We start from the raw sequence: 20,449 nt of genomic DNA, 5'->3' as shown, positions 1-20,449 counted from the left end.
TTTGCAGCTGAGTTACAGAAAGGAGGTGGAAGTTTGTTAAGAGGTATGAACAATTCGGGTTTCAGCCAAAGAATGATGAAGAAACGGTTCAATTTTAGAAGCATTTTTTATTCGGGAAAATGGACACCGTACATTTTTGTCTCACCTTTTATTCTGTCTTTTCTCATATTTTTTTTATATCCTACGATCTCAACCTTCAAGATGAGCTTTCAGGAGGTGCTGGGGCTCAATAATGCAAGGTTTATAGGATTTGATAACTATTCGAGACTGTTCAATGAGCATTTTTATAACGCCTTACTAACGACTACTATTTATACAATTTTATCGATTATAGTGTTGATTCCGATCCCCATAGTATTTGCCGTGCTGCTGAATTCACAGCTGACAAAGGGCAAAACGTTGTTCAAATCTGTTATCTTTTTGCCGGCTTTGACTTCGGTTATTGTTGCAGGCGTTTCCTTCAGGTTAATGTTTGGCGAGCTTGATACTGCCTTAATTAACTCTCTGTTGATCAAATTGGGGTTTTCTCCACAAAAATGGATGTTGAACTATAGTACCGGGATGATGCTGATGGTGATCTTGACCGTTTGGCGACATGCAGGGATCAATATGGTGTACTATCTTGCCGGCCTTCAGAGCATCCCGAAGGAATTGTACGAGTCTGCGGAAATAGACGGAGCCAGTGCATTTACCAGGTTATATACAATCACTTTACCGCTTTTGAAACCTATTATCATCTATACTTTGACAATTGGTATTTTTGAAGGATACAGGATGTTCGGGGAAAGCTTTGTATTCTGGAATGAAGGAATGCCGGGGGATATTGGACTTACCATTGTAAGGTATATTTACCAGCAGGCTTTCCAGCGCAATGATATGGGTATGGGATCGGCTATAGGAATTACACTGCTTATGATTGTGCTTACCATTAACCTGGTGCAGTTGAAGTGGTTCGGACTCTTCAAAAAGGATGGCGACTGAGTGTGAATAGTAAACTTAGAAGGAAGTGCATGACCTTATTGAATACTGTTTTCTTCATGATCGTCAGCTTTATCATTTTGTTTCCGCTATATTACATGCTTATGGCTTCGTTCAAGAGTTCCACGGAGCTGTTCAGAAACGGGATGGATTTCAGAATTATACCGAGCTTGATGAGTCTTGATAACTATAAGCTGCTTTTCACCGGCAAAGGCGATACTTATTTGTACTGGTACAGGAACAGCCTTCTTATTACCGCCTTTCATACCGTGAGCTCACTGTTTCTTTCTTCATTAGTGGGCTATGGTCTGGGAGCCTATTACTTTAAGGGAAGGAACATTATTTTTACCTTGGTGCTGTTTGTCATGATGGTACCGCTTGAAATTCTTATTCTTCCTTTATACAAGCTGATTGTCGGTATGGGCATCATCAATACGTATTATGGAGTGATTCTTCCCTTTATGGTGTCGCCCATGGCGATATTTTTCTTCCGACAGTATGTGGGGGGGATTTCCAAGGATTTTATGGATGCCGGGAGGGTGGATGGCTGCACCGAATTCGGTATATTTTTTAGAATTATGGCGCCTCTAATGCAGCCAGCCTTTGGAGCTATGGGGATACTACTTGCCATGCAGAACTGGAACAGTTTCATATGGCCTTTGATCGTGCTGCGCACAAACACCATGTTTACGATCCCGATAGGTCTTGCCTCCCTAATGTCGCCTTACGGGAACAATTACGACATGTTGATATCAGGAGCTGTCCTGGCCATTATACCAATTATTATCTTATTTCTGTTGAATCAAAAGGCTTTTATTTCAGGATTGGCAGCTGGTGGAGTTAAAGGTTAAGACGTATACTTGATTATTTTAATCTTGAAGTTTAGAACTCAGGAGGCTGATAAAATGAATACGTTAAAAATCAACACGAACACAGGAGTCCACAAGGTAGACAGGAACATTTACGGACATTTTGTCGAACATTTGGGACGATGTATTTATGAGGGTGTTTGGGTAGGAGAGGATTCCGATATTCCCAATATTCGAGGAATGAGAAGCGATGTTGTTCATGCACTGAAAGAGATGAATATTCCTATCCTGCGATGGCCGGGAGGATGCTTCGCCGATGAATACCATTGGAAGGATGGCATAGGGCCCAAGGAAGAAAGAGCGCATATGATTAATACGCATTGGGGTGGCGTGGTAGAGAATAATCATTTTGGAACCCACGAATTCTATGATTTGTGCGAATTGCTGGATACCGAGCCTTACATTTGCGGAAATGTAGGAAGTGGAACGGTTCATGAGATGCAGCAATGGGTCGAATATATGACCTTTGATGGTGAATCGCCAATGGCAGACCTGCGGAAAGCTAATGGTAGAAAGAAGCCGTGGAAGCTAACCTATTTCGGAGTAGGAAATGAAAACTGGGGCTGCGGTGGTAGAATGCGAGCGGAGTATTATGCTGATCTATACAAACAATACAGCTTATATGTTCGGGATTATGGAGACAATTCCATCTATAAAATCGCTGCCGGTCCCCGTGGGGACAATTATCACTGGACAGAAGTTCTGATGAGGGAAGCGGGCCTCTTTATGGATGGGCTGGCGCTCCACTATTATACGAGAGTAAGAGACCACAGCATCGTCATAGAGGGGGAGGACGGAAACAAGATTTACGTAAAAGACTCTGAAGCGGTGCGAGGCCAGGCGGTTGACTTCGATGAGAGCGAATGGTTTGGCATTATGAAAGCCGCTTACTACACGGAAGAGCTTGTTGAGAAACACTCGGCGATTATGGACAAATATGACCCCGACAAGAAGGTAGCATTGATCGTAGATGAATGGGGAACCTGGTTTGATGTCGAACCGGGAACCAATCCGGGCTTTCTGTTTCAGCAAAATACATTGAGGGATGCTGTTTCTGCAGGGATCAGCCTGAATATATTCAACAATCACTGTGACCGTGTAAGAATGGCTAACATTGCACAAACGATTAATGTCTTGCAAGCCGTTATTTTGACGGAAGGCGATCAGATGATACTTACGCCAACTTATCATGTTTTCGAAATGTTCAAGGTGCACCAGGATGCCATATTGCAGCCGATTGAGCTTAATTCAAGTAGATACAATTTTGGAGAGGAGGATGTTCCTCAGCTTAGTGTATCGGCTTCTATCGATACTGTCGGCAGGCTGAATATCACCCTGTGCAATACAGACCCTCATAATAACGCTCAAGTCGAATGCGATACCGGAGGATTTGCAGCCAAGCAAGTATCTGGCAGGATATTAACGTCGTCCTCAATGAACAGTCATAATACATTCGATCAACCGGAACAGGTCAAGCCCGCGGTGTTTAACAAAATGCAGCTGAATGAAGGAGGGTTGAATGCTGATATTCCGCCTATGTCCGTTGTTGTACTGACGTTGGTTTGACTGGAGGGGACGAAATGACAACACAAAATCCATGCAGAAACTGCTCCGAAAATATTGAAGTAACTCAGGATAAAATAGAGGAAATACTGCGCCAACTGGTACAAGCGAGACATATTCTGTTTGTGGATGAGGAAACAAGTAATAGAAGGCTTTCTCTATGTATGAGCTGCACTGCTTATGCACACGGAGGCACTTGTAAATATTGTGGTTGTCTCGTGCAAATCAGAACGAAAATTGATGGGAGACACTGCCCCTATCCTTTGCAGCCCAAATGGTAAATTACCTCCAAATGCATTTTGTGCGGAGTTTTCATTGAAACGTAGGTGCGATGAAAATAGAGTGGCATCTGACGCTACAATATCCGAAGTTACTGTTATCCAGGCATGAAGTGATTGCAATAGCGCATATATACACTAAATAGGAAAAGCGAATTGCGAATGAGTGCAGTTCGCTTTTCTGTATTTCAGGGCAGCAGTCAGCTTACCTGATATAGAAAAGAAAAAGATGTTCAGCCGAAATTTCAAAAGGAAGAATTCTTCAAGCAAGCAAAAAGAATGACCGAGTTTATTATTCGATTTACTGACATATGTATAAAATACTGTGTAAACTACATTTACTTATTCGACAGGAAGCGCTAGTATTGGTGCGGGTTTTTATGGGTTGTGACACAATACGAATGCAAAGCTCGGAGTAGTGGAAACTCTGTCTTTTTTCGTCGTTCTTGAACTATAATGTGGATGTGGAGTTGTGACACAAAGCATAGAAATTCATGAGTTTGAAGCAGCATTTCCGAGATGATCGGTAACAATTTGTTTCAATTGTTCACTGCTTATTTGACTCGGGTCATATTCAATTCCAACTTTATATAATTTTCTTTGGGGTCGGCAGCGAATGCGTTTGCTCCTAACGACAAAATTTCAAGGGAACAAATGGCGGTTATCCTCGTAAGACTGTCCGATTTGCCCGGATACACCTTGGAGGACAGCGCGCAGCCGGTTCATTTCAAGGACGAAGCCAACATTTCCGCCTACGCGCGCGAAGCCGTGAAAAAGGCGCAGCAAGCCGAGATTATCAGCGGCATGCCCAATAATCAGTTTGCGCCAGCGAAGAGCGCAACTAGAGGCGAAGCAGCTAAGATGCTAGCGACCTTGCTCAAAGCCATGGAAAAGAAAAATCAGTAAGATCGCTGCAAAGTTCATGCGATGATGAAACAAAACGATCGCTTTCCGGCACTTTGGGTTCCGGGGAGTGATCGTTTTTGGCTTTTACAAGTCGACTAATCTATATAGACGGAACTAAAGAAGTATCCAATGCTTAAAGGAAAGATCGTTTATCTTTAAGAGGCGGAGTGCATAACGGTAATCGGGATCGGCTGACGAGCATGACAAAGCCGAATGGCAGCAACGTGACATATACCCTCGATAACTTTCAGCCGTTTACAAGTCTATCCAAGCACGGGTATTCTTGGCCGCAATGTGCAGTTTATTTGTGGAAGTGGATAAATATGATGGAGTAAAGTAATCTACCTCACAGAACTCCGCTTTAATTTGGATTTATAATCATGCTATCACATTATATTGGAGGTTTCAGAACGATGAGCAACCAAAATTTAACCGAACAATTGGAAGCGGCCACACAGCAGTTTAAGGCCAATTCACCGATTGAAGCGCAGATCAAGATCGGTCAAATGATTGAAGAACTTCAGAAATCAGGGATCGCTTCCGGGAAGCAACCAGGCGAAAAGGCATTGGACTTTAAATTAACAAACGCATTAGGCCGGGATGTAATCTTATTCGAGGAGCTCGCGAAAGGGCCGGTTGTGCTGGTTTTCTATCGCGGCGGATGGTGTCCTTTTTGCAATATGCAATTAAAGGCTTATCAGCAGATATTGCCGGATATCCAAGCGATAGGAGCGCAGCTTATAACGATTAGCCCGCAAAAGCCGGATCATTCATTATCTCTGCAGGAAAAGGAAGAATTGGAATTTCAAGTCCTTAGCGATCCGAATGGCTTGGTAACGGCCAAATATAATCTACTCTTCGATGTTCCGCTGGGCGTAAGGGAACTCATGGAAGGTAGCGGACTCGATCTTGCGGAGTACAATAATACCTCGAAATGGATTTTACCGGTTCCGGCAACATTCATGATCGATGAGAACGCCATTATCCGCTCTTCCTATGTCAATCCGAATTTCATGCAGCGTCAAAGCCCGGAGGACATTTTGCGAGAGCTAAGAAAGCTGTAACGATTTTTGCATCATTCATTTGTGAGCAGAATTATTAATTATGGTAAGAACCAAGTCTGAAGAAGCGAAGCTTTAAGTTGGATAGCACATGTATAATTATCTTGCCGTACGATAAGACGTGACATATCCATATTTGCTGGTGATACGGGAGTAGCTTATTCGGCTGGTTTCAGCGACAATCGGAGCGGATGCACGAGCAGGGCTTATTCCCTGCTTCCGAAAAATTACTTCGTCATTGGGTGGGTGCTATGAAGTTCCGATTCACGGCTGCCATCTCCGGAACAGCGAGCGATTTTGCTTCATTTAATTCCGGTTACGGCGTCAGGATGCCGATCGAAATTGTCAACGATTACCGGTTCACCGCGCGTACAACTTGTAAGGCTGGTATGAAGAAGCAGCGCGATTTTATGAAATAGTCGAACAATTGGATCAAACCATCTTGCATTTCATACCGGAGCAAAGCATTGTCGAAAAGCTTGTTCAGGGACCGTTAGCGGACGCGACTAGCCATCATATCGGCCAATTGACGCTGCTCCGCCCGGAGAGATTCTCACTTATTGGCAAAGTAAAGATAAAGGACCGGTACGGCGAATGCCATCCTGTCCTCAGCAATAAAATTATCATCCAATAAAAAAGAGGTCGTTCTCTATGAAAAAAATGATATGGGTCATCCTCATGATGTCCACTGGAACTTCATTTACGTCTCCTTTATTTCCGCTGTATCAGGAGCAATACCGATTAAGCAGTCTGCAAATCACCATTTTATTCGCAGTGTATGCGATTTTCCTGCTGCCCCCTTTGCTCATCGTCGGCTCCAAAGGAAGCGGTTGGGGCCTGAAGCGGGTTCTTCGCATCAGCATCCTGTTGTCGATCCTGGCTACCTTTCTCTTTATGGCAAGTCAGCAGGCCTGGCTCGTTTACGGGGCGAGAATGCTGGAAGGTATCGCATATGGAAGCTTTACGGGCACCGCAGTCGCGTTTTTGTTAAAGCAAACGCCCAAAGAGAAAGCGGGCAAAGCGATTCTGTTATCGGGTATAGCTGTTTCCGTTGGTTTCGGTCTAGGACCTGCTTTTGCCGGTTTGATCATCGAGTATCTCCATCTGATGCCGCTGCGTACGCCCTTTTGGCTTTTGACCGTTCTGTTACTGAGCGCTTGGGTCGTCCTGGAAACATTGCAGGACGATGATTTTAAAGCTAAGAAGGAACGCAGTCGAACTGCGTCGGCATCGATTTCACTCGGGGTGTCTACCCAAATTAAACCTCATTTCTGGTCGTTCAGTGCGTTGCCCTTTTTCACGCTGTTTACCTTGAACGGAACCGTTCTCTCCTTGATTCCTTCGTTTGTGAAAAACGTGATTCACACTTCCAACCTTGCTGTGTCCGGTCTCCTGATTCTACTGCTTATGGGGGGCGGCACGATGATGCAAATGCTGCCCTGGTTCAAACAACCAGTCGTACGGCTTCGGATCGGTATTGCTTTATTGGCTTGCGGAGCCTGGCTTGTCGTTTTCTCCGGGACGTCGGAAAGTATTAGCCTAATGTGGATCGGGATGCTCGTTCAGGCGCTGGGCAGCGGTTGGACATTCCAAATCAGCCTGCGACTGGCCGGCGAGCTTCCGAATGCAATGGAGCGACCGAAGGTGATAACGACTTTCTACTTTGCGGGTTACATCGGATTTATTGTTCCCATCGTGGGAGTCGGTCTCCTAAGCTACTTATTTGACTTGTACGTATCTCTGATCGTCCTGAATGTTCTCGCTTCACTGGTGGTTCTCTACATGTTGGGTTATTCCGTAAGGTTTGCGCGGTACTATGCCGCCAGAAACGAAACGGAAGCTCTGGCGGAAGGTCTTCCATCCAAGGCGGGTTCGTAGGCACTTCAATGATGACGGATGAGCAGGCAGTTTAATCTCGTTGCCGCTGGGAAAAGGTCATTCGATTGACCAGATCAACACCTTGAATGGGGGATCGGACATGAAACAAGTTATTCAACATTTGCTGAGTCTCATATCGACACGGATCGGCTGGCGCTTGCTCTTTTTGTCTCGTTCCTGTTTACCGTAATCTAGATAACAGGTTACCATTACGCGACACAACGCATCGGCCCGCTGCAGTCGCCATTGTCAATCTGAGAGCGGCTGACGGAGAGCCCGGAACCGAAGGGGGCGCCGAACGATATCGTCGTTCAGGTTCATGCGTCGTGATTCACCCCAGGCGAACTGACGTGGCCCGGAACCTGGACCGATCGCCGGCCACGAAGTGGCCGGAGTGGCAGTCATAAAGGTCATTAAGAGGAGTGATATTCTAATGAACAAGTTATGGTGTTTATCGCAAATTAGCATAATTGAAGAAATGACAAACGAAGATATGATTGAGATTAATCTATTGGAAACCATCAATCATTTTAATTGGTTCCCGAAAAACACATTGGTCCAAATCCCGGAGAAAGTTCGCGAGGGACTTTTTTTTGTCAAAGAAGGTAAGCTTAGACTCTATATACTAAACGAAAACGGTAAGCAATTTACACTTGATATCTTAGTAAGGGGGAATTTATTCGGAGAGCTAAAATCGTTCTCGGTCGGGACAAAGAGGGTTTATATTGAAACGATGGAATCATCGCTTATCTGCTCCTTATCTGAGTCTCAGTTCAAGAAACTGATGATCCGTCGGCCGCAGCTTGCGCTAAAATTAATGAAGGTTCTAAGCGACCGATTGGAAGAACTAGATGATCAGTTGGAGCAGCATGCGATCCATGGCCTTCGAAATCGCGTTCTTCATCTATTTTCTACTTTGAGTGTCAAATTTGGCGTCATTCGAGAAGGTTATGTGCTGATTGACCTGGCGCTTTCGCAACAAGAGATTGCCAATATACTCGGTGCTTCTCGGGAGGCTGTCAGCGGCGTGATGAACGAGCTTGTCAAAGAGGGCACCATCAAAACATCACGCATGTCTGTACAATTGGCAAAAACTATGCTCGAAGACGAGTTTCATGAATGACTTCAAGGAAGTACCCTGGGCGGTATATGGTAAAGTGCCCGTTTGTATTATATTATGCACATTTAAGAGCCGTTTCAAAAAACGGTTCTTTCGCTGCCTCTCTCTATATCCCTCTGAGTGCGTCCCTCCTCAAATTCTTCATTGTACCTTTGCCGTTTCCCCACAGTGGATACCTCACCATAAATCGTTACATGTATTATCATATCCTTTTGAGGATATCCAGCAACCCACAACGGCGATCATGGCTCCCCCCTTCTGGAAGCTGTGCCGTGGTCGCGCCACCTTTCAAAATATGATGGAGAACTGTAATCTACCTCACAGAACTCCGATTTAATTTGGATTTATAATCAAACTATCACTTGATACGAATACTAGATTAAAGGAGACTGGGAGATGGAATTTCAAGGAAAAGTCGTAATGATTACAGGCGGAAGCAGCGGTATAGGAAAAGCAGTGGCAATTGAACTGGTGAAACGAGGAGCAAATGTAATTATTAATGGCCGCCGCGAACAAATGCTGATAGAGGCTGCAAGTGAAATTGATCCGACAGGTGCAAACGTCGCTTATGTTGCCGGCGACATTTCAGACACTCAAATCGCAGACCGCTTAATCGGCGAAGGGCTTTCTCGCTTTGGCCGGATCGACACACTGGTGAACAATGCTGGTATTTTTATTGCGAAATCATTCACGGACTTCACTAAAGAGGATTTTACATCGATGTTGTCAATCAATTTGGCAGGATTTTTCCATGTTACGCAGCGTGCGGTGACTGAGATGATGAAAGTGGGTTCCGGCCATATCGTAAACATCACAGGAAGTGGGGTTGTCGTACATCCACACAAGTCTTTGCCATCTGTACTTGCCGCACTGACCAAAGGAGGTTTGAACTCAGCAACAAAATCGCTAGCGATTGAGTATGCGGATAAGGGTATTCGTGTGAACGCCGTCGCGCCTGGGGTAACTAACACACCTATGCATGCGGTTGAGACACATGGCTTTCTGTCTAAATTGCACCCTGTAGGCCGAATAGGAGAGGTTCAAGATATTGTTGACGCAATTCTGTATCTGGAGTCCGCACATTTCGTGACAGGAGAGATTCTTTATGTCGACGGCGGTCAAAATGCTGGCAACTGGTAAGCCACATAAGCGTCACATAACCTCAAACTTGCCCATGCCTATCCTATAACACGACAAGTGATCGGAAGCGAAGATGACCATGGCAAATAATGCTAGAGCGCCTCTGGATTTTGTGAATCTGGAAGCTGAGGAAGCTGCTCGAACAGGTACTATAAATATGGAAACGGAAGCAGTCCGTTTTTCTTCGCCGTCTCGATGACACTGTAGATTGCCGCACTTGCATTCGCGCCGCGAGGCGTGTTCGCAAATAACCAGTTCTTTCTCCCGATCACGAACGGCTTGATGGATCGCTCACATCGGGCGCTGTCGACTTCAGGTGGGCGCGAGCCTACCGATTTCGGGCCTGACCGCGACTCAAGTTCTTCTTTATAGTACAGCGTCCCTAATAGATGGGCATCAGCAGTATTCGTCTTCACCTGTCGCAAATTGGTTTTATTGGCGTTATGTCAGATTAAAGGATTAATGACGACGTATCCCTATCTGCGATTGGTGCTCGGCTCGTCGGGATTCGCTACGTACAAACGCTGTACGTGGAAGACCATGATTTTCAACCGGAGCGCGCGAAAGAGATCGTACGGCAACAATGGAACAACCCGTCAAGCTTACCGTGGCCATGTAATGCACCGGACGCGAAAGATCCTCCTCGAAGGTTTTTTTTTGCCCGCTCCATTAGGCGTCCCCATCGAGCCCCGCTATCTCGTCTTGTTTACAAAAAAGCAAAAAAGAAGTAATAACTTATAACTTCTTTACCTTCTCAATAAATGATTCCCAATTCCCTGAATTCAAAAACCCAATCCCCCAATAGCAATTTACGACATATGTCTTAAGACACTCGCAATCGCCTTGGTTCCCTCCAAAATGTTGATTTCTTCCACATTGCCAAATCCCATAATGAGTCGATCTTCGTACCTTCCTTTAACGATGGTGTACCTTTCTGCTGGATATACTTTAATATGAAGTTCCTCAAGTTGAGCGGCTACTTGGGAGTCGCATAGGCTTCCTGCCATTTCCGCAACCAAATGCAGACCTGCGGCATCCCCGGATATTTTCACTCTGCTGCCGAAAACGTTGGACAGACCGGCGATGAGACATTTTCGTCTTTTGCTGTAAATGCGCTTCATACGGGCGATGTGGTGTTCCAGGTGGCGTTCGGAGATAAATCTCGCCAATGTGATTTGCGGCAAGATCGGACAGTGCATGTCTGTCAGCTTCTTTAAACGCAGAAGCGGAGTTAGCAGCTCATGCGGAACGACCATATAACCGATACGCAACGCAGGAAACAAGTTTTTACTGAAAGTCCCGACATAGACGATACGTTCCGAGTCGAGCTCTCGTAGGGCATGTATCGGCATTCCTGTATAACGGAATTCGCTGTCGTAATCATCTTCGATAATGTAACATCCGGTTTGTCGGGCGTAATCGATAAGCTGAATGCGCCGCCCAATGGAAAGAATGCTGCCTAAAGGAAATTGATGTGATGGAGTGACGAACACGCATTTGGGGTGCCGATGAGTCGGCATGTCGTCAATGCGCAGGCCATGTTCATCTACGGGAACCGGTATAAGATCAGCGCCTGTCGATGCAAAAATATGTTGAATGAAGGTGGCGCTAGGATCTTCTATGGCTACTGCGTCACCCGGTTTCAATAAAAGCCGGGACAGCAAGGCTATGGCTTGAGTCGCTCCGGCGGTTACGATCACCTGTGAAGGCAGGCACCGAATCCCCTTGGTATGCAGCAAAAGCCGACAAATATTCGTGCGAAGCTGCCAATGTCCTGCAGGATCATCGTCATAGCCAAATTCTCCTACATGAGTAGTTGCATATGCGGCAACGGCGGTTTCTTTCCATTTCTTGAAAGGGATGTGCTCCAAAGCCGGAAAACTAGGGCGAAAATCAATGCCTTGGAAGCGGGCCGGGGGTTCCGCAACAGTCGCTTCACCGGAAGAATCGATTTCTTGGAACTGAGAAGGGAATTGTCGTTTACTTCCGCCCAAATCAACAACGTAGCTGCCAGAGCCTTGACGGCCCTCCAAGTACCCTTCGGCGATTAGTTGTTCATACACGTCCACGATGAGTGCCCGCGATACTCCGAATTCGTTTGCCATATCCCGCGTCGATGGGAGCTTAACACTGGCTGCATAAACACCTTGAAATATCTGTTCGCGCAGTAACGAATAGATTTGTTTTGTTTTCGATTCAATCGTAGCAGACAGCATGCGTTGGGGCATAAAGCAAGCCTCCTTCATTTCAAATAAGTGGTATGCTGATTTTCAAATAAAAGTGGATCTGATGAAATCCAATTCTACATGCTATTATGGATGTTGCCAATACAAAGTTTCAGGAAGAAGATGAACCTTCGATCCTTGTTTATTCGGACCCGTGAACGGAATATTCGAAACAGTTAAGCAAACTCACAGCATTAGGGAATACCGTCGAAGGCGGCCGACTGGCTTCCGAACGCGCCCTCTTTATGGCATCACTGAATCTGAGGCCTTCGGTTAGTCAATCGCGCGATCATTCGAAGAGAACTGGGCATTAGTGCATTTGCAACCAGTTTATTAACGTTTTTTCGTTTTTTTCAAGGGCTTTCTTTCGCCGCTATCCATTCGACTCGGCAAACATATTGACATTGACCGCGGGATTGCCTGTTCACTGGTTACGATAACGGGAGGCACAGTTTTGCGTATGGTCGCGCATTCCGCTCCCATGCACGTTTTGACTGGTGTTGTTAGTTATATGTAATAGGGCCTCTATTATCCGGATTTATCAAAAAACACTTTTTCCGTAACATTTCAATGATGATCGCCTTATGCTCTATGGCCTTATCGCTGGGTCCGCTCTGGAGGTCAGTTTGTCCGCTCCTATCCAAATGAAATTACACTCATTGCAAACGGCGCTTGCTTTTTGGGCGCTACTCTCGGTCGCGGCTGTTCCGGTGTGGTATGCAGTAGTTAAACAGCATGTCTATTCTCCAATCGTGGAGGCTGCGGAACCGTCTCAATCATCGGCGTTGCCGTGGGGCAATAAAAAGGCATATCTGTTATCCCGTTGGCTAACACCATTTGGAGGCTCGATATTCAATGAACAAGCTCTGGTATTTATCACAAATCAGCATTTTTGAAGAAATGTCGAGCGAAGAGTTAAGAGAGATCGATCAGTTAGATACCATCCATCATTTCAATTGGATCACAAAAAACACATTGGTCCAAACCCCGGAGTCCATCCGCGAGGGACTCTATTTCGTCAAAGAGGGCAAGCTTAGACTCTATCAACTGAACGACAGCGGAAAACAGTTTACGCTTGGCATTCTCACAAAAGGAAATATATTCGGAGAGTTAAATTCATTCTCGTTCGGAACCAGACGGGTTTATATTGAAACGCTGGAACCGTCGCTTCTTTGCACCATGTTCGAGCCTCAGTTCGAACGGCTGATGATCAATCGGCCTCAGCTCGCGCTCAAATTTCTTAAAACACTCAGTGACCGGTTAAATGAGCGGGAGGGTCAATTAGAACAGCTTGCGCTTCATGGTCTGAGAAAACGCCTACTCCATCTCCTTTCCACACTGAGCGCAAAATTCGGCGTCATTCAAGACGGATATGCACTGATCGATCTGCCTCTTTCGCATCAAGAGATTGCCAATATGCTCGGTGCTAGCCGCGAAACGGTCAGTGGCGCAATGAGCCAGCTTGCTAAGGAGGGCGTCGTTAAGACATCACGCCTGTCTGTTCAACTTGCTGTTACAATTCTTGAAGAAAATATTCCTCGAAACCCTACACATTGACATGCAAGGACCAACGGGGATCATGCTCGACGACAATCAAGATATTGTCCTTGTCGTTCCCTTGGGAGGAACCGATCCATTCGCGATAAAAATTACAGGTAAAATATTTGCTCTTTTTTATGAGGAAAAAGGGTACTTGAACCTAAAATGTGACCCGGTGATTGCGGAAAGCTTGAGAGAGCAGCATGAGGACGTTAAACCGGGATATCATATGAACAAACAGCACTGGAATACGATTATTCTCCAGGGTTCTTTGAAAGAGTCGGATATCTTTGCAATGATTGACCAATCTTATGATTTGGTTGTTAAAAGCCTTCCTAAGAGCATCCGGGAGTCTATTTAGTTTATAATTTCTGGATATCTATCATACAAATGTGTTTCCTCATGTTTACATGACGAAGGCTGCTCTCCCGTGTCTCAGGCACGCGTGTTTCTCTTATCCTCCGAAACAAGACAACAGAAGGCGTGGGATGACAAGTACATTATCTCATTAAGAGCCGCATTAAATGCGGCTTTTTTACGTTATTTCTCGACGAGAAATCGTTCGCGAAGACGACGAATCGACGCGAAAGGGTGCACAAGGAGACTAAAATGATCATTATCTTCGATAAGTCCAAAGCGGAGTAAGCAAGCCGAGTCACTTAGCGCGAAGAGGCATACGGTCGGACCGGTTGCAATCTGAGCGATGCAGCACCCCGCTGGGCGGCGTTCAGGCTTCAAGCGTCAAGGGCTGATGCTTGCGATGGTTATGAAAGGAAAAGTTCCGTCGAAAGTACAGACGGGGATGCCGGGGGAAAACGATGGCTCGCTGAGCAGAGCCATACGCCGGATTGACTGGCACGGCCTTTATTGGAGGTGATGATATTCGCACGTTAAGGATGACCGATAATTAATCGTTTAACCTTCTCAATGAGCGCCAAGATGGAGAGTGGACCGCCAATTGCCAGCGATCCAGTGTCCCACATGAATGCAGATGGCAATGAAATGTCACTTACACTATAAGCGGGCTAATAACCGCTTCCAATGATGCAACAGACGTCTATCTCATCGTAAGTCGCGGCTTTTTAATGTAGTTCTTGTCAAATTAGAATGACAAGGACTTTATCCTATTTCCGTTTTTGAGACGAACATTATCTCATTCTCGACAGATCAAACAAAATGACTAATTACATCTGTAGAAAGCAGAGTAAGAAGAGAGCGACATTGGGACAAAATCGCATAAATGGCAGCTCATACAGCCGGCAAAATTGATTTATTAAGAAACGGGCAGCATTCCTATTATGAAGAAACACAGAGTATAAAATGATCATGTTATTAAACAAAGAGACTGTCATTAGACAGCCTCAGGGTTAAGTTTATTTAAAAACTTTTATACGTTCTTGTACTGGATTAAACTTTTTTTCACCTGCTGTGGCAGACGGTTCACCGAACGGCATTTGGGCAATCAGTTTTCAGCTTTCCGGCAACTTCCATTCAGCTTTTACTCGTTCATCAATCAATGGATTGTAATGCTGTAGGTTCACACCCAGTCCTTCAGCCTCCAGTGCCCTCCAGATAACCAATTGGTGCATTCCACTAGTATGCATTGACCAAATTGGGAACTGTTCTTGATAAGATGGATATTTATCCATAAAATTATCAATAATTAACTGATCTTCAAAGAAAAGAATTGTGCCGTATCCGTCCCGAAATCCATTCATTTTTTCCTGAGTAGAAGAAAATTTTTCGGCAGGAACGTCTGCTTTGAGAACTTCAGTCGTAATTTCCCATAACTTGTTATGTTGTTCACCCAAGAGCAGAACAATGCGGGTAGTCTGATTATTAAACGCTGATGGTGTATGTTTAACGGTTTCCTCTATTATTTCTTGGATACTTTGATCTGAAATTGGTGATTTTTTTCTAATTCCATAAATGGATCGTCGTTCGCGTAATGCAGTGAATAAATCTTTCTCCAAGGTTTTCATAACATCTCTCCTTACCATATTTTTCGATTTTTATCGACTGAATCCGACATTGTATGCCGTTTTGCATCATTTTTAAAAAATGGAGAACTGTAAACTACATTACAGAACTTCTATTTTAATAGAATTATAATCAAGCTATCACTTGATATTGGAGGTTCCAGAACGATGAGCAACCAAAATTTAACCGAACAGTTGGAAGCGGCCACTCAGCAGTTTAGGGCTAATTCCCCGATTGAAGCGCAGATCAAGATCGGTCAAATGATTGAAGAACTTCAGAAATCAGGGATCGCTTCCGGGAAGCACCCAGGCGAAAAGGCATTGGACTTTAAATTAACAAACGCATTAGGCCGGGATGTAATCTAATTCGAGGAGCTCGCGAAAGGGCCGGTTGTGCTGGTTTTCTATCGCGGCGGATGGTGTCCTTTTTGCAATATGCAATTAAAGGCTTATCAGCAGATATTGCCGGATATCCAAGCGATAGGAGCGCAGCTTATAACGATTAGCCCGCAAAAGCCGGATCTTTCATTATCCCTGCAGAAAAAGGAAGAATTGGAATTTCAAGTCCTTAGCGATCCGAATGGCTTGGTAACGGCCAAATACAATCTACTCTTCGATGTTCCGCCGGGCGTAAGGGAACTCATGGAAGGTAGCGGACTCGATCTTGCGGAGTACAATAATACCTCGAAATGGATTTTACCGGTTCCGGCAACATTCATGATCGATGAGAACGCCATTATCCGCTCCTCCTATGTCAATCCGAATTTCATGCAGCGTCAAAGCCCGGAGGACATTTTGCGAGAGCTAAGAAAGCTGTAACGATTTTTGCATTTATTATTTGTAAGAACAAGGCTGAAGAAGCGGTGCGACATTATGGAGTAGTTGAACAATTCGACCAAGCTGTCTTGAAATTTTTACCAGATCTAAGCGTTATCGAAAAGCTTGTTTAGGGACCAATAACGGACGACATATTGGCCAATTAACTAACGCCCCTTCGTAAATTAGCAGGAAGTCCGGTTGTCTGCCGGACAAAAGAGAAGAATACGATTGGTGACCTACAACAAAACGTTTGAAGAGTTCAATGTGCGGACGGAGCGAGCGGGTCAAAACGGATTAATGAGGCAGATTCAGGTGGCTGTTGTACAGGCACTCATGCATTTATATTAAATGTTAAGAAGGAGACTATATCATGACAACGACTAAGGAAGAAATCTTGAAAGCTTTTCATTTTCGGCATGCAACCAAAGCTTTCGATCCAAGCAAAACCATCTCCGACGACGACTTTGAATTTATTTTGGAAACGGGCCGGCTTTCGCCCAGCACGTTTAGCTCTGAGCCGTGGAGATTTGTTGTTGTTCAAAACGAACAACTATTGAACAAAATAAAAAACATTTCCTATGGAGCGGCAAGCAAACTGCCGGAGGCCAGTCATTTCGTCATTATTCTGGCCCGGACCCCGATGGATATGAGATATGACTCCGCTTACCTGAAGGAGCAGCAGGTCAGAGACGTTCCGAAGGAACACCTGACAAGGCATCTTGAAATACTTGAAGAGTTCCAGCGAAATGATTTCAAGCTCCTGGATCATGAACGCTTTCTTACCGATTGGTCCATCAAGCAGACGTATATACCGCTTGCGAACATGATGACGGCTTCGGCGCAAATCGGCATTGACTCATGTCCGATCGAAGGCTTTGATATTGAGAAAATGAATCAGCTGTTAGACGAGGAAGGGCTGCTGGAGGACGGGCACTTTACCATCTCGGTCATGATTGCCTTCGGTTATCGCAAAAAAGAGCCGAGAACAAAAACACGCAGACCGTTTGATGATGTTGTGAAGTGGTTCAAATAAATATAATATGTCGGCATGTGTATGGTTCGAAAACAAGTCCGACATTTCCGATTCCGGGCTAATTAATTATGAATATGGTCGAAACAGATCCCCTTTCATGTCGTTTGTGAGCGGTTCAAATTAATCTAAGAGGGACTATACATGGAGGTGTCCAAATGAAAGCGATTGTTGTGACAGACGAGGCCGCAGGAACGGCGGGGATGACGCTGACGGAGAGGCCGGAACCGAAGGCGGCGCCGAACGATGTCGTCGTTCAGGTTCATGCTTCGGGATTCACCCCAGGGGAACTGACGTGGCCCGGAACCTGGACCGATCGCCTCGGCCGTGACCGCACACCGTCGATCCCCGGCCACGAAGTGGCCGGAGTGGTCAGCGCCCTCGGCTATGGCACGAGGGGGCTATCGGTAGGACAACGGGTGTTCGGGCTCGCTGACTGGACGCGCGACGGCACCCTGGCGGAGTACGTGGTTGTCGAGGCACGCAACCTCGCACCGTTGCCGAGTGATATCGACTTCACGGTGGGCGCGAGTCTACCAATCTCGGGTCTAACCGCATGGCAGGGGTTGTTCGTACACGGCCGCTTCCAGGCGGGGCAGAGCGTCCTCGTGCACGGCTCGGCCGGTGGAGTCGGTTCAATGGTGACGCAGCTCGCCCGCGAGGCGGGAGCCTACGTTATTGGCACCGGACGTGCCGCTGACCGTCTGTCGGCGCTCGACTTCGGTGCGCAGGAGTTCGTCGACCTCGACAACGACTCACTGGAAGACGTCGGCGGCGTCGATCTGGTTTTCGACGTGATCGGTGGTGACATCGGGAAGAGGTCCGTGGGTCTGGTTCGCGCCGGTGGAATGCTTGTGACCATCGCCGGCCCGCCCGAGGTACAACCCGCCGAGGGCCTGGCGGTTGATTTCGTCGTCGAGGCCGATCGCGCGCAACTGGGTGAGGTCGTCCAGCGGGTCCGGGATGGTCGCCTGCGGACAAACATCGGCCAAATCGCGACCCTCGAAAATGCCGTCGCTGCTTTCAACCCGACCGAGCGGATCAAGGGAAAAACGATCATCCGCATTCGTCCGTAAGGAATCAAGTATCAGGCCTCGTGGATCATTGTCAGCCGCGAGGCCTTTGTTATTAGTAGGATCCTTATTTACCTTACTTAATACACGGACTCATGTTCGTAATTTAATGCTTCATTCCTTTACTCTATTCGCGCTTCGGCCTGCAACCATGATGCCTCCCGCAGGAAACCTTCATTTCCTTCCTCTCACGTACTATGACGCACTCATCTATTTACCGCTCACCCCATTACAAACCTAGGAGGCAGTAACATGACGCAATTATTGTTTATTACCGCAAGCCCCAAATTGCCGGACGATTCGGTCGGTCTGCAGGTTGGCCGGGCGTTTCTTCAAGCTTATCAGGAAGCTCATCCGAATGACAACGTACGCGTATTTGATGTCAACCAAGCCAGACAGTCGACGGCGATGTCGTGCGAGCATGGGAGAAATTAAGAAAATTTCGCATGGACTTTTCTGAGCTGAGTCTCGTGGAACGAACGAAAGTTAATGCCCTTAACGAAATAACCGAAGTGGCGATGCGCGCTGATGAATACGTGTTTGTCTCGCCAATGTGGAATTGGGGCATTCCCCCTCGGCTAAAGGCGTTCATCGACGCTTTCGTCATCGTAGGTAAGACATTCTATTACACAGAACACGGGCCGGTCGGCCTATCGCATGACAAAAAAGCGCTGCATATCCAGTCGAGCGGCGGGATTTACTCCTCAGGGGCGGCTGCTGCTATGGATCACAGTCATCCCTATCTAAACATGGTTCTCGGCATCGTCGGGATCCACGACGTAAAAGCACTGTACGTGGAAGGTCATGATTTTCAACCGGAGCGCGCGAAAGAGATCATCCGGACAGCAATGGAACAGGCCGTCAAGCTTGCCGCAGCCTGGTAATTCGCCCGACGTGAAAATCCTCCTCAAGGGGAAGGAAGGATAAGGGGAATACGTTTAAGATTAAGAAAGACTACACAATGAAGGAGCGATTAGTTGTGAAACCAACATTGAAGTCGGAATTGGAAGTTCAGGCTAACATTAACGCAAGCAATTCGCACGCAGCGACTGTGTTTGAAAAATATTTACAAGACCTTCGTAACAAAGGTGCAGGTAAGGGACTAAACATCGGGGATATGTCACCAGATTTCACATTGGAAGACGCGACTGGAAAATGGATCACGTTATGGGAGGAATTGAAGAAAGGTCCTATCATTCTCATTTTCTACAGAGGAGAATGGTGTCCATTTTGTAATTTGCAATTAAAAGCTTATGAACGCATCATGAGTGATATTAAGTCAGCAGGTGCTCAACTTATAGCTATCAGTCCTCAGACGCCAGATAATTCATTATCGCAAAAAGAAAAGCAAGGACTGAGTTTTATTGTAGTAAGTGATCGCCAAAATAAAGTGGCTGAAATGTATAACTTGAAATATACACTCCCCGATTTCATGCATGGCACTTTAAGTATGTTACCGAAAATAAATGGAGACGATTCGTTTGAACTGCCCGTCCCTGCAACTTATGTCATCAATCAGAACGGCCGAATCATTGCCGGCGTTTCAAATATTAATCACAGAACGAGAATGGAACCGTCAGAAGCTTTGGAAATTGTCAAGTCTCTATAATTGAGAAGCAAAAGCATGATGAATGGACAAAGACTTCTATAACATTGAACGGCCTTTTTCCTAAAATGGAGGATTGTTACATGAAGGAATACCAATGAAAACAGACAAATGAATGAGTATATAAATCGTTATGTATCTAGGCTAAAATAATAAATCAATGAATAAAAAACCACCATTCTTTTTGCTGGTGATAGGTTTTGTCAGATCTCGTAGGTAGAAGGAGCCGTAAATCGTGGCCTGCCCTCAACTATACATCGAATAAATCGCTCGTGTGGCGCGCCTGGACCGAGAAAAAGGAACTCGCTGCCTGGTTGCCTAATACAACCTTGAAAAAGGAGGCGATCCATCAGGTAATCGGTTACCTGCTACAGGACAGCCTCCT

General features: G+C 45.9%; 19 protein-coding genes and 3 pseudogenes. 19 read left to right on the top strand and 3 right to left on the bottom strand.

Annotation, left to right across the window (positions count from 1 at the left end):
- The first annotated feature begins 45 nt into the window (after window positions 1–45).
- The 10 genes from AC0YOB_RS06335 to AC0YOB_RS06290 all read left to right on the top strand — a co-directional run bounded on the left by AC0YOB_RS06335 (window position 46) and on the right by AC0YOB_RS06290 (window position 9,793).
- Window positions 46–981, top strand: coding sequence for a carbohydrate ABC transporter permease (locus tag AC0YOB_RS06335; RefSeq protein ID WP_475770883.1), 936 nt, complete (start codon window positions 46–48; stop codon window positions 979–981).
- A gap of 29 nt (window positions 982–1,010) precedes the next feature.
- The gene (locus AC0YOB_RS06330; protein ID WP_475770662.1) at window positions 1,011–1,829 is read left to right on the top strand and encodes a carbohydrate ABC transporter permease; all 819 of its coding nucleotides are present in this window, start codon (window positions 1,011–1,013) and stop codon (window positions 1,827–1,829) included.
- A 54-nt stretch (window positions 1,830–1,883) separates the two neighbouring features.
- The gene (locus AC0YOB_RS06325; RefSeq protein ID WP_475792325.1) at window positions 1,884–3,413 is read left to right on the top strand and encodes an alpha-N-arabinofuranosidase; all 1,530 of its coding nucleotides are present in this window, start codon (window positions 1,884–1,886) and stop codon (window positions 3,411–3,413) included.
- 14 nt (window positions 3,414–3,427) lie between these two features.
- Window positions 3,428–3,691: a DUF6171 family protein gene (locus tag AC0YOB_RS06320; RefSeq protein ID WP_475792038.1), complete on the top strand. Its 264-nt coding sequence runs from the start codon at window positions 3,428–3,430 to the stop codon at window positions 3,689–3,691.
- A gap of 651 nt (window positions 3,692–4,342) precedes the next feature.
- Window positions 4,343–4,594 (top strand): S-layer homology domain-containing protein, encoded by a 252-nt coding sequence (locus AC0YOB_RS06315; RefSeq protein ID WP_475792037.1) that lies wholly within the window; start codon window positions 4,343–4,345, stop codon window positions 4,592–4,594.
- Window positions 4,595–5,007: 413 nt separating this feature from the next.
- Entirely contained in the window at window positions 5,008–5,658 is a 651-nt protein-coding gene (locus AC0YOB_RS06310) for a peroxiredoxin-like family protein (protein ID WP_475792036.1), read from the top strand.
- Window positions 5,659–5,906: 248 nt separating this feature from the next.
- Complete coding sequence (locus AC0YOB_RS06305; protein WP_475792035.1) at window positions 5,907–6,074, top strand: hypothetical protein; 168 nt, start codon at window positions 5,907–5,909, stop codon at window positions 6,072–6,074.
- A gap of 232 nt (window positions 6,075–6,306) precedes the next feature.
- Entirely contained in the window at window positions 6,307–7,533 is a 1,227-nt protein-coding gene (locus tag AC0YOB_RS06300; RefSeq protein ID WP_475792034.1) for an MFS transporter, read from the top strand.
- 433 nt (window positions 7,534–7,966) lie between these two features.
- A complete protein-coding gene (locus AC0YOB_RS06295) occupies window positions 7,967–8,656 on the top strand; it encodes a Crp/Fnr family transcriptional regulator (RefSeq protein ID WP_475792033.1) in 690 nt (229 codons plus the stop codon).
- A 393-nt stretch (window positions 8,657–9,049) separates the two neighbouring features.
- Window positions 9,050–9,793, top strand: coding sequence for an SDR family NAD(P)-dependent oxidoreductase (locus AC0YOB_RS06290; RefSeq protein WP_475792032.1), 744 nt, complete (start codon window positions 9,050–9,052; stop codon window positions 9,791–9,793).
- Window positions 9,794–9,885: 92 nt separating this feature from the next.
- Here AC0YOB_RS06290 and AC0YOB_RS06285 read toward each other — a convergent pair.
- Both AC0YOB_RS06285 and pdxR read right to left on the bottom strand, forming a co-directional pair.
- Window positions 9,886–10,104, bottom strand: a pseudogene (locus AC0YOB_RS06285) (transposase domain-containing protein); the annotation flags it as partial.
- Window positions 10,105–10,602: 498 nt separating this feature from the next.
- Window positions 10,603–12,021, bottom strand: a complete 1,419-nt coding sequence (gene pdxR, locus AC0YOB_RS06280) for a MocR-like pyridoxine biosynthesis transcription factor PdxR (RefSeq protein ID WP_475792031.1) — start codon at window positions 12,019–12,021, stop codon at window positions 10,603–10,605.
- An 852-nt stretch (window positions 12,022–12,873) separates the two neighbouring features.
- On the opposite strand from pdxR, the gene AC0YOB_RS06275 reads away from it, so the two are divergent.
- Both AC0YOB_RS06275 and AC0YOB_RS06270 read left to right on the top strand, forming a co-directional pair.
- A complete protein-coding gene (locus AC0YOB_RS06275) occupies window positions 12,874–13,575 on the top strand; it encodes a Crp/Fnr family transcriptional regulator (RefSeq protein WP_475792030.1) in 702 nt (233 codons plus the stop codon).
- A gap of 22 nt (window positions 13,576–13,597) precedes the next feature.
- Window positions 13,598–13,918: an MmcQ/YjbR family DNA-binding protein gene (locus AC0YOB_RS06270; RefSeq protein WP_475792029.1), complete on the top strand. Its 321-nt coding sequence runs from the start codon at window positions 13,598–13,600 to the stop codon at window positions 13,916–13,918.
- Between the two features lie 1,012 nt (window positions 13,919–14,930).
- Here AC0YOB_RS06270 and AC0YOB_RS06265 read toward each other — a convergent pair.
- Window positions 14,931–15,530, bottom strand: a pseudogene (locus AC0YOB_RS06265) (nitroreductase family protein).
- A 174-nt stretch (window positions 15,531–15,704) separates the two neighbouring features.
- Between AC0YOB_RS06265 and AC0YOB_RS06260 the strand changes: the two are divergent.
- The 7 genes and pseudogenes from AC0YOB_RS06260 to AC0YOB_RS06230 all read left to right on the top strand — a co-directional run bounded on the left by AC0YOB_RS06260 (window position 15,705) and on the right by AC0YOB_RS06230 (window position 20,067).
- On the top strand, window positions 15,705–15,902 hold the full coding sequence (locus AC0YOB_RS06260; protein WP_475792028.1) for a hypothetical protein: 198 nt from the start codon (window positions 15,705–15,707) through the stop codon (window positions 15,900–15,902).
- An 18-nt stretch (window positions 15,903–15,920) separates the two neighbouring features.
- Window positions 15,921–16,355, top strand: a pseudogene (locus AC0YOB_RS06255) (peroxiredoxin-like family protein); the annotation flags it as partial.
- A gap of 370 nt (window positions 16,356–16,725) precedes the next feature.
- Window positions 16,726–17,388: an NAD(P)H-dependent oxidoreductase gene (locus AC0YOB_RS06250; protein WP_475792027.1), complete on the top strand. Its 663-nt coding sequence runs from the start codon at window positions 16,726–16,728 to the stop codon at window positions 17,386–17,388.
- A gap of 155 nt (window positions 17,389–17,543) precedes the next feature.
- The gene (locus AC0YOB_RS06245; protein WP_475792026.1) at window positions 17,544–18,461 is read left to right on the top strand and encodes an NADP-dependent oxidoreductase; all 918 of its coding nucleotides are present in this window, start codon (window positions 17,544–17,546) and stop codon (window positions 18,459–18,461) included.
- A 249-nt stretch (window positions 18,462–18,710) separates the two neighbouring features.
- Window positions 18,711–18,893, top strand: coding sequence for a hypothetical protein (locus AC0YOB_RS06240; RefSeq protein ID WP_475792025.1), 183 nt, complete (start codon window positions 18,711–18,713; stop codon window positions 18,891–18,893).
- Window positions 18,894–18,928: 35 nt separating this feature from the next.
- Window positions 18,929–19,342, top strand: a complete 414-nt coding sequence (locus tag AC0YOB_RS06235) for an FMN-dependent NADH-azoreductase (protein WP_475792024.1) — start codon at window positions 18,929–18,931, stop codon at window positions 19,340–19,342.
- A gap of 95 nt (window positions 19,343–19,437) precedes the next feature.
- A complete protein-coding gene (locus tag AC0YOB_RS06230) occupies window positions 19,438–20,067 on the top strand; it encodes a peroxiredoxin-like family protein (RefSeq protein WP_475792023.1) in 630 nt (209 codons plus the stop codon).
- Window positions 20,068–20,449 lie beyond the last annotated feature (382 nt).

The sequence above is a fragment of the Paenibacillus sp. JT31N17 genome, from assembly GCF_056269255.1.
Note: the sequence above shows the minus strand (reverse complement) of the source record. Positions and strands in the feature narration are given on the sequence as shown.

What these genes read in the sequence shown, in the direction of transcription:
- AC0YOB_RS06335 (WP_475770883.1), top strand. Translation starts at nt 46, where the DNA reads ATGAACAATTCGGGTTTCAGCCAAAGAATGATGAAGAAACGGTTCAAT.
- AC0YOB_RS06330 (WP_475770662.1), top strand. Translation starts at nt 1,011, where the DNA reads ATGACCTTATTGAATACTGTTTTCTTCATGATCGTCAGCTTTATCATT.
- AC0YOB_RS06325 (WP_475792325.1), top strand. Translation starts at nt 1,884, where the DNA reads ATGAATACGTTAAAAATCAACACGAACACAGGAGTCCACAAGGTAGAC.
- AC0YOB_RS06320 (WP_475792038.1), top strand. Translation starts at nt 3,428, where the DNA reads ATGACAACACAAAATCCATGCAGAAACTGCTCCGAAAATATTGAAGTA.
- AC0YOB_RS06315 (WP_475792037.1), top strand. Translation starts at nt 4,343, where the DNA reads ATGGCGGTTATCCTCGTAAGACTGTCCGATTTGCCCGGATACACCTTG.
- AC0YOB_RS06310 (WP_475792036.1), top strand. Translation starts at nt 5,008, where the DNA reads ATGAGCAACCAAAATTTAACCGAACAATTGGAAGCGGCCACACAGCAG.
- AC0YOB_RS06305 (WP_475792035.1), top strand. Translation starts at nt 5,907, where the DNA reads ATGAAGTTCCGATTCACGGCTGCCATCTCCGGAACAGCGAGCGATTTT.
- AC0YOB_RS06300 (WP_475792034.1), top strand. Translation starts at nt 6,307, where the DNA reads ATGAAAAAAATGATATGGGTCATCCTCATGATGTCCACTGGAACTTCA.
- AC0YOB_RS06295 (WP_475792033.1), top strand. Translation starts at nt 7,967, where the DNA reads ATGAACAAGTTATGGTGTTTATCGCAAATTAGCATAATTGAAGAAATG.
- AC0YOB_RS06290 (WP_475792032.1), top strand. Translation starts at nt 9,050, where the DNA reads ATGGAATTTCAAGGAAAAGTCGTAATGATTACAGGCGGAAGCAGCGGT.
- pdxR (WP_475792031.1), bottom strand. Translation starts at nt 12,021, where the DNA reads ATGCCCCAACGCATGCTGTCTGCTACGATTGAATCGAAAACAAAACAA.
- AC0YOB_RS06275 (WP_475792030.1), top strand. Translation starts at nt 12,874, where the DNA reads ATGAACAAGCTCTGGTATTTATCACAAATCAGCATTTTTGAAGAAATG.
- AC0YOB_RS06270 (WP_475792029.1), top strand. Translation starts at nt 13,598, where the DNA reads ATGCTCGACGACAATCAAGATATTGTCCTTGTCGTTCCCTTGGGAGGA.
- AC0YOB_RS06260 (WP_475792028.1), top strand. Translation starts at nt 15,705, where the DNA reads ATGAGCAACCAAAATTTAACCGAACAGTTGGAAGCGGCCACTCAGCAG.
- AC0YOB_RS06250 (WP_475792027.1), top strand. Translation starts at nt 16,726, where the DNA reads ATGACAACGACTAAGGAAGAAATCTTGAAAGCTTTTCATTTTCGGCAT.
- AC0YOB_RS06245 (WP_475792026.1), top strand. Translation starts at nt 17,544, where the DNA reads ATGAAAGCGATTGTTGTGACAGACGAGGCCGCAGGAACGGCGGGGATG.
- AC0YOB_RS06240 (WP_475792025.1), top strand. Translation starts at nt 18,711, where the DNA reads ATGACGCAATTATTGTTTATTACCGCAAGCCCCAAATTGCCGGACGAT.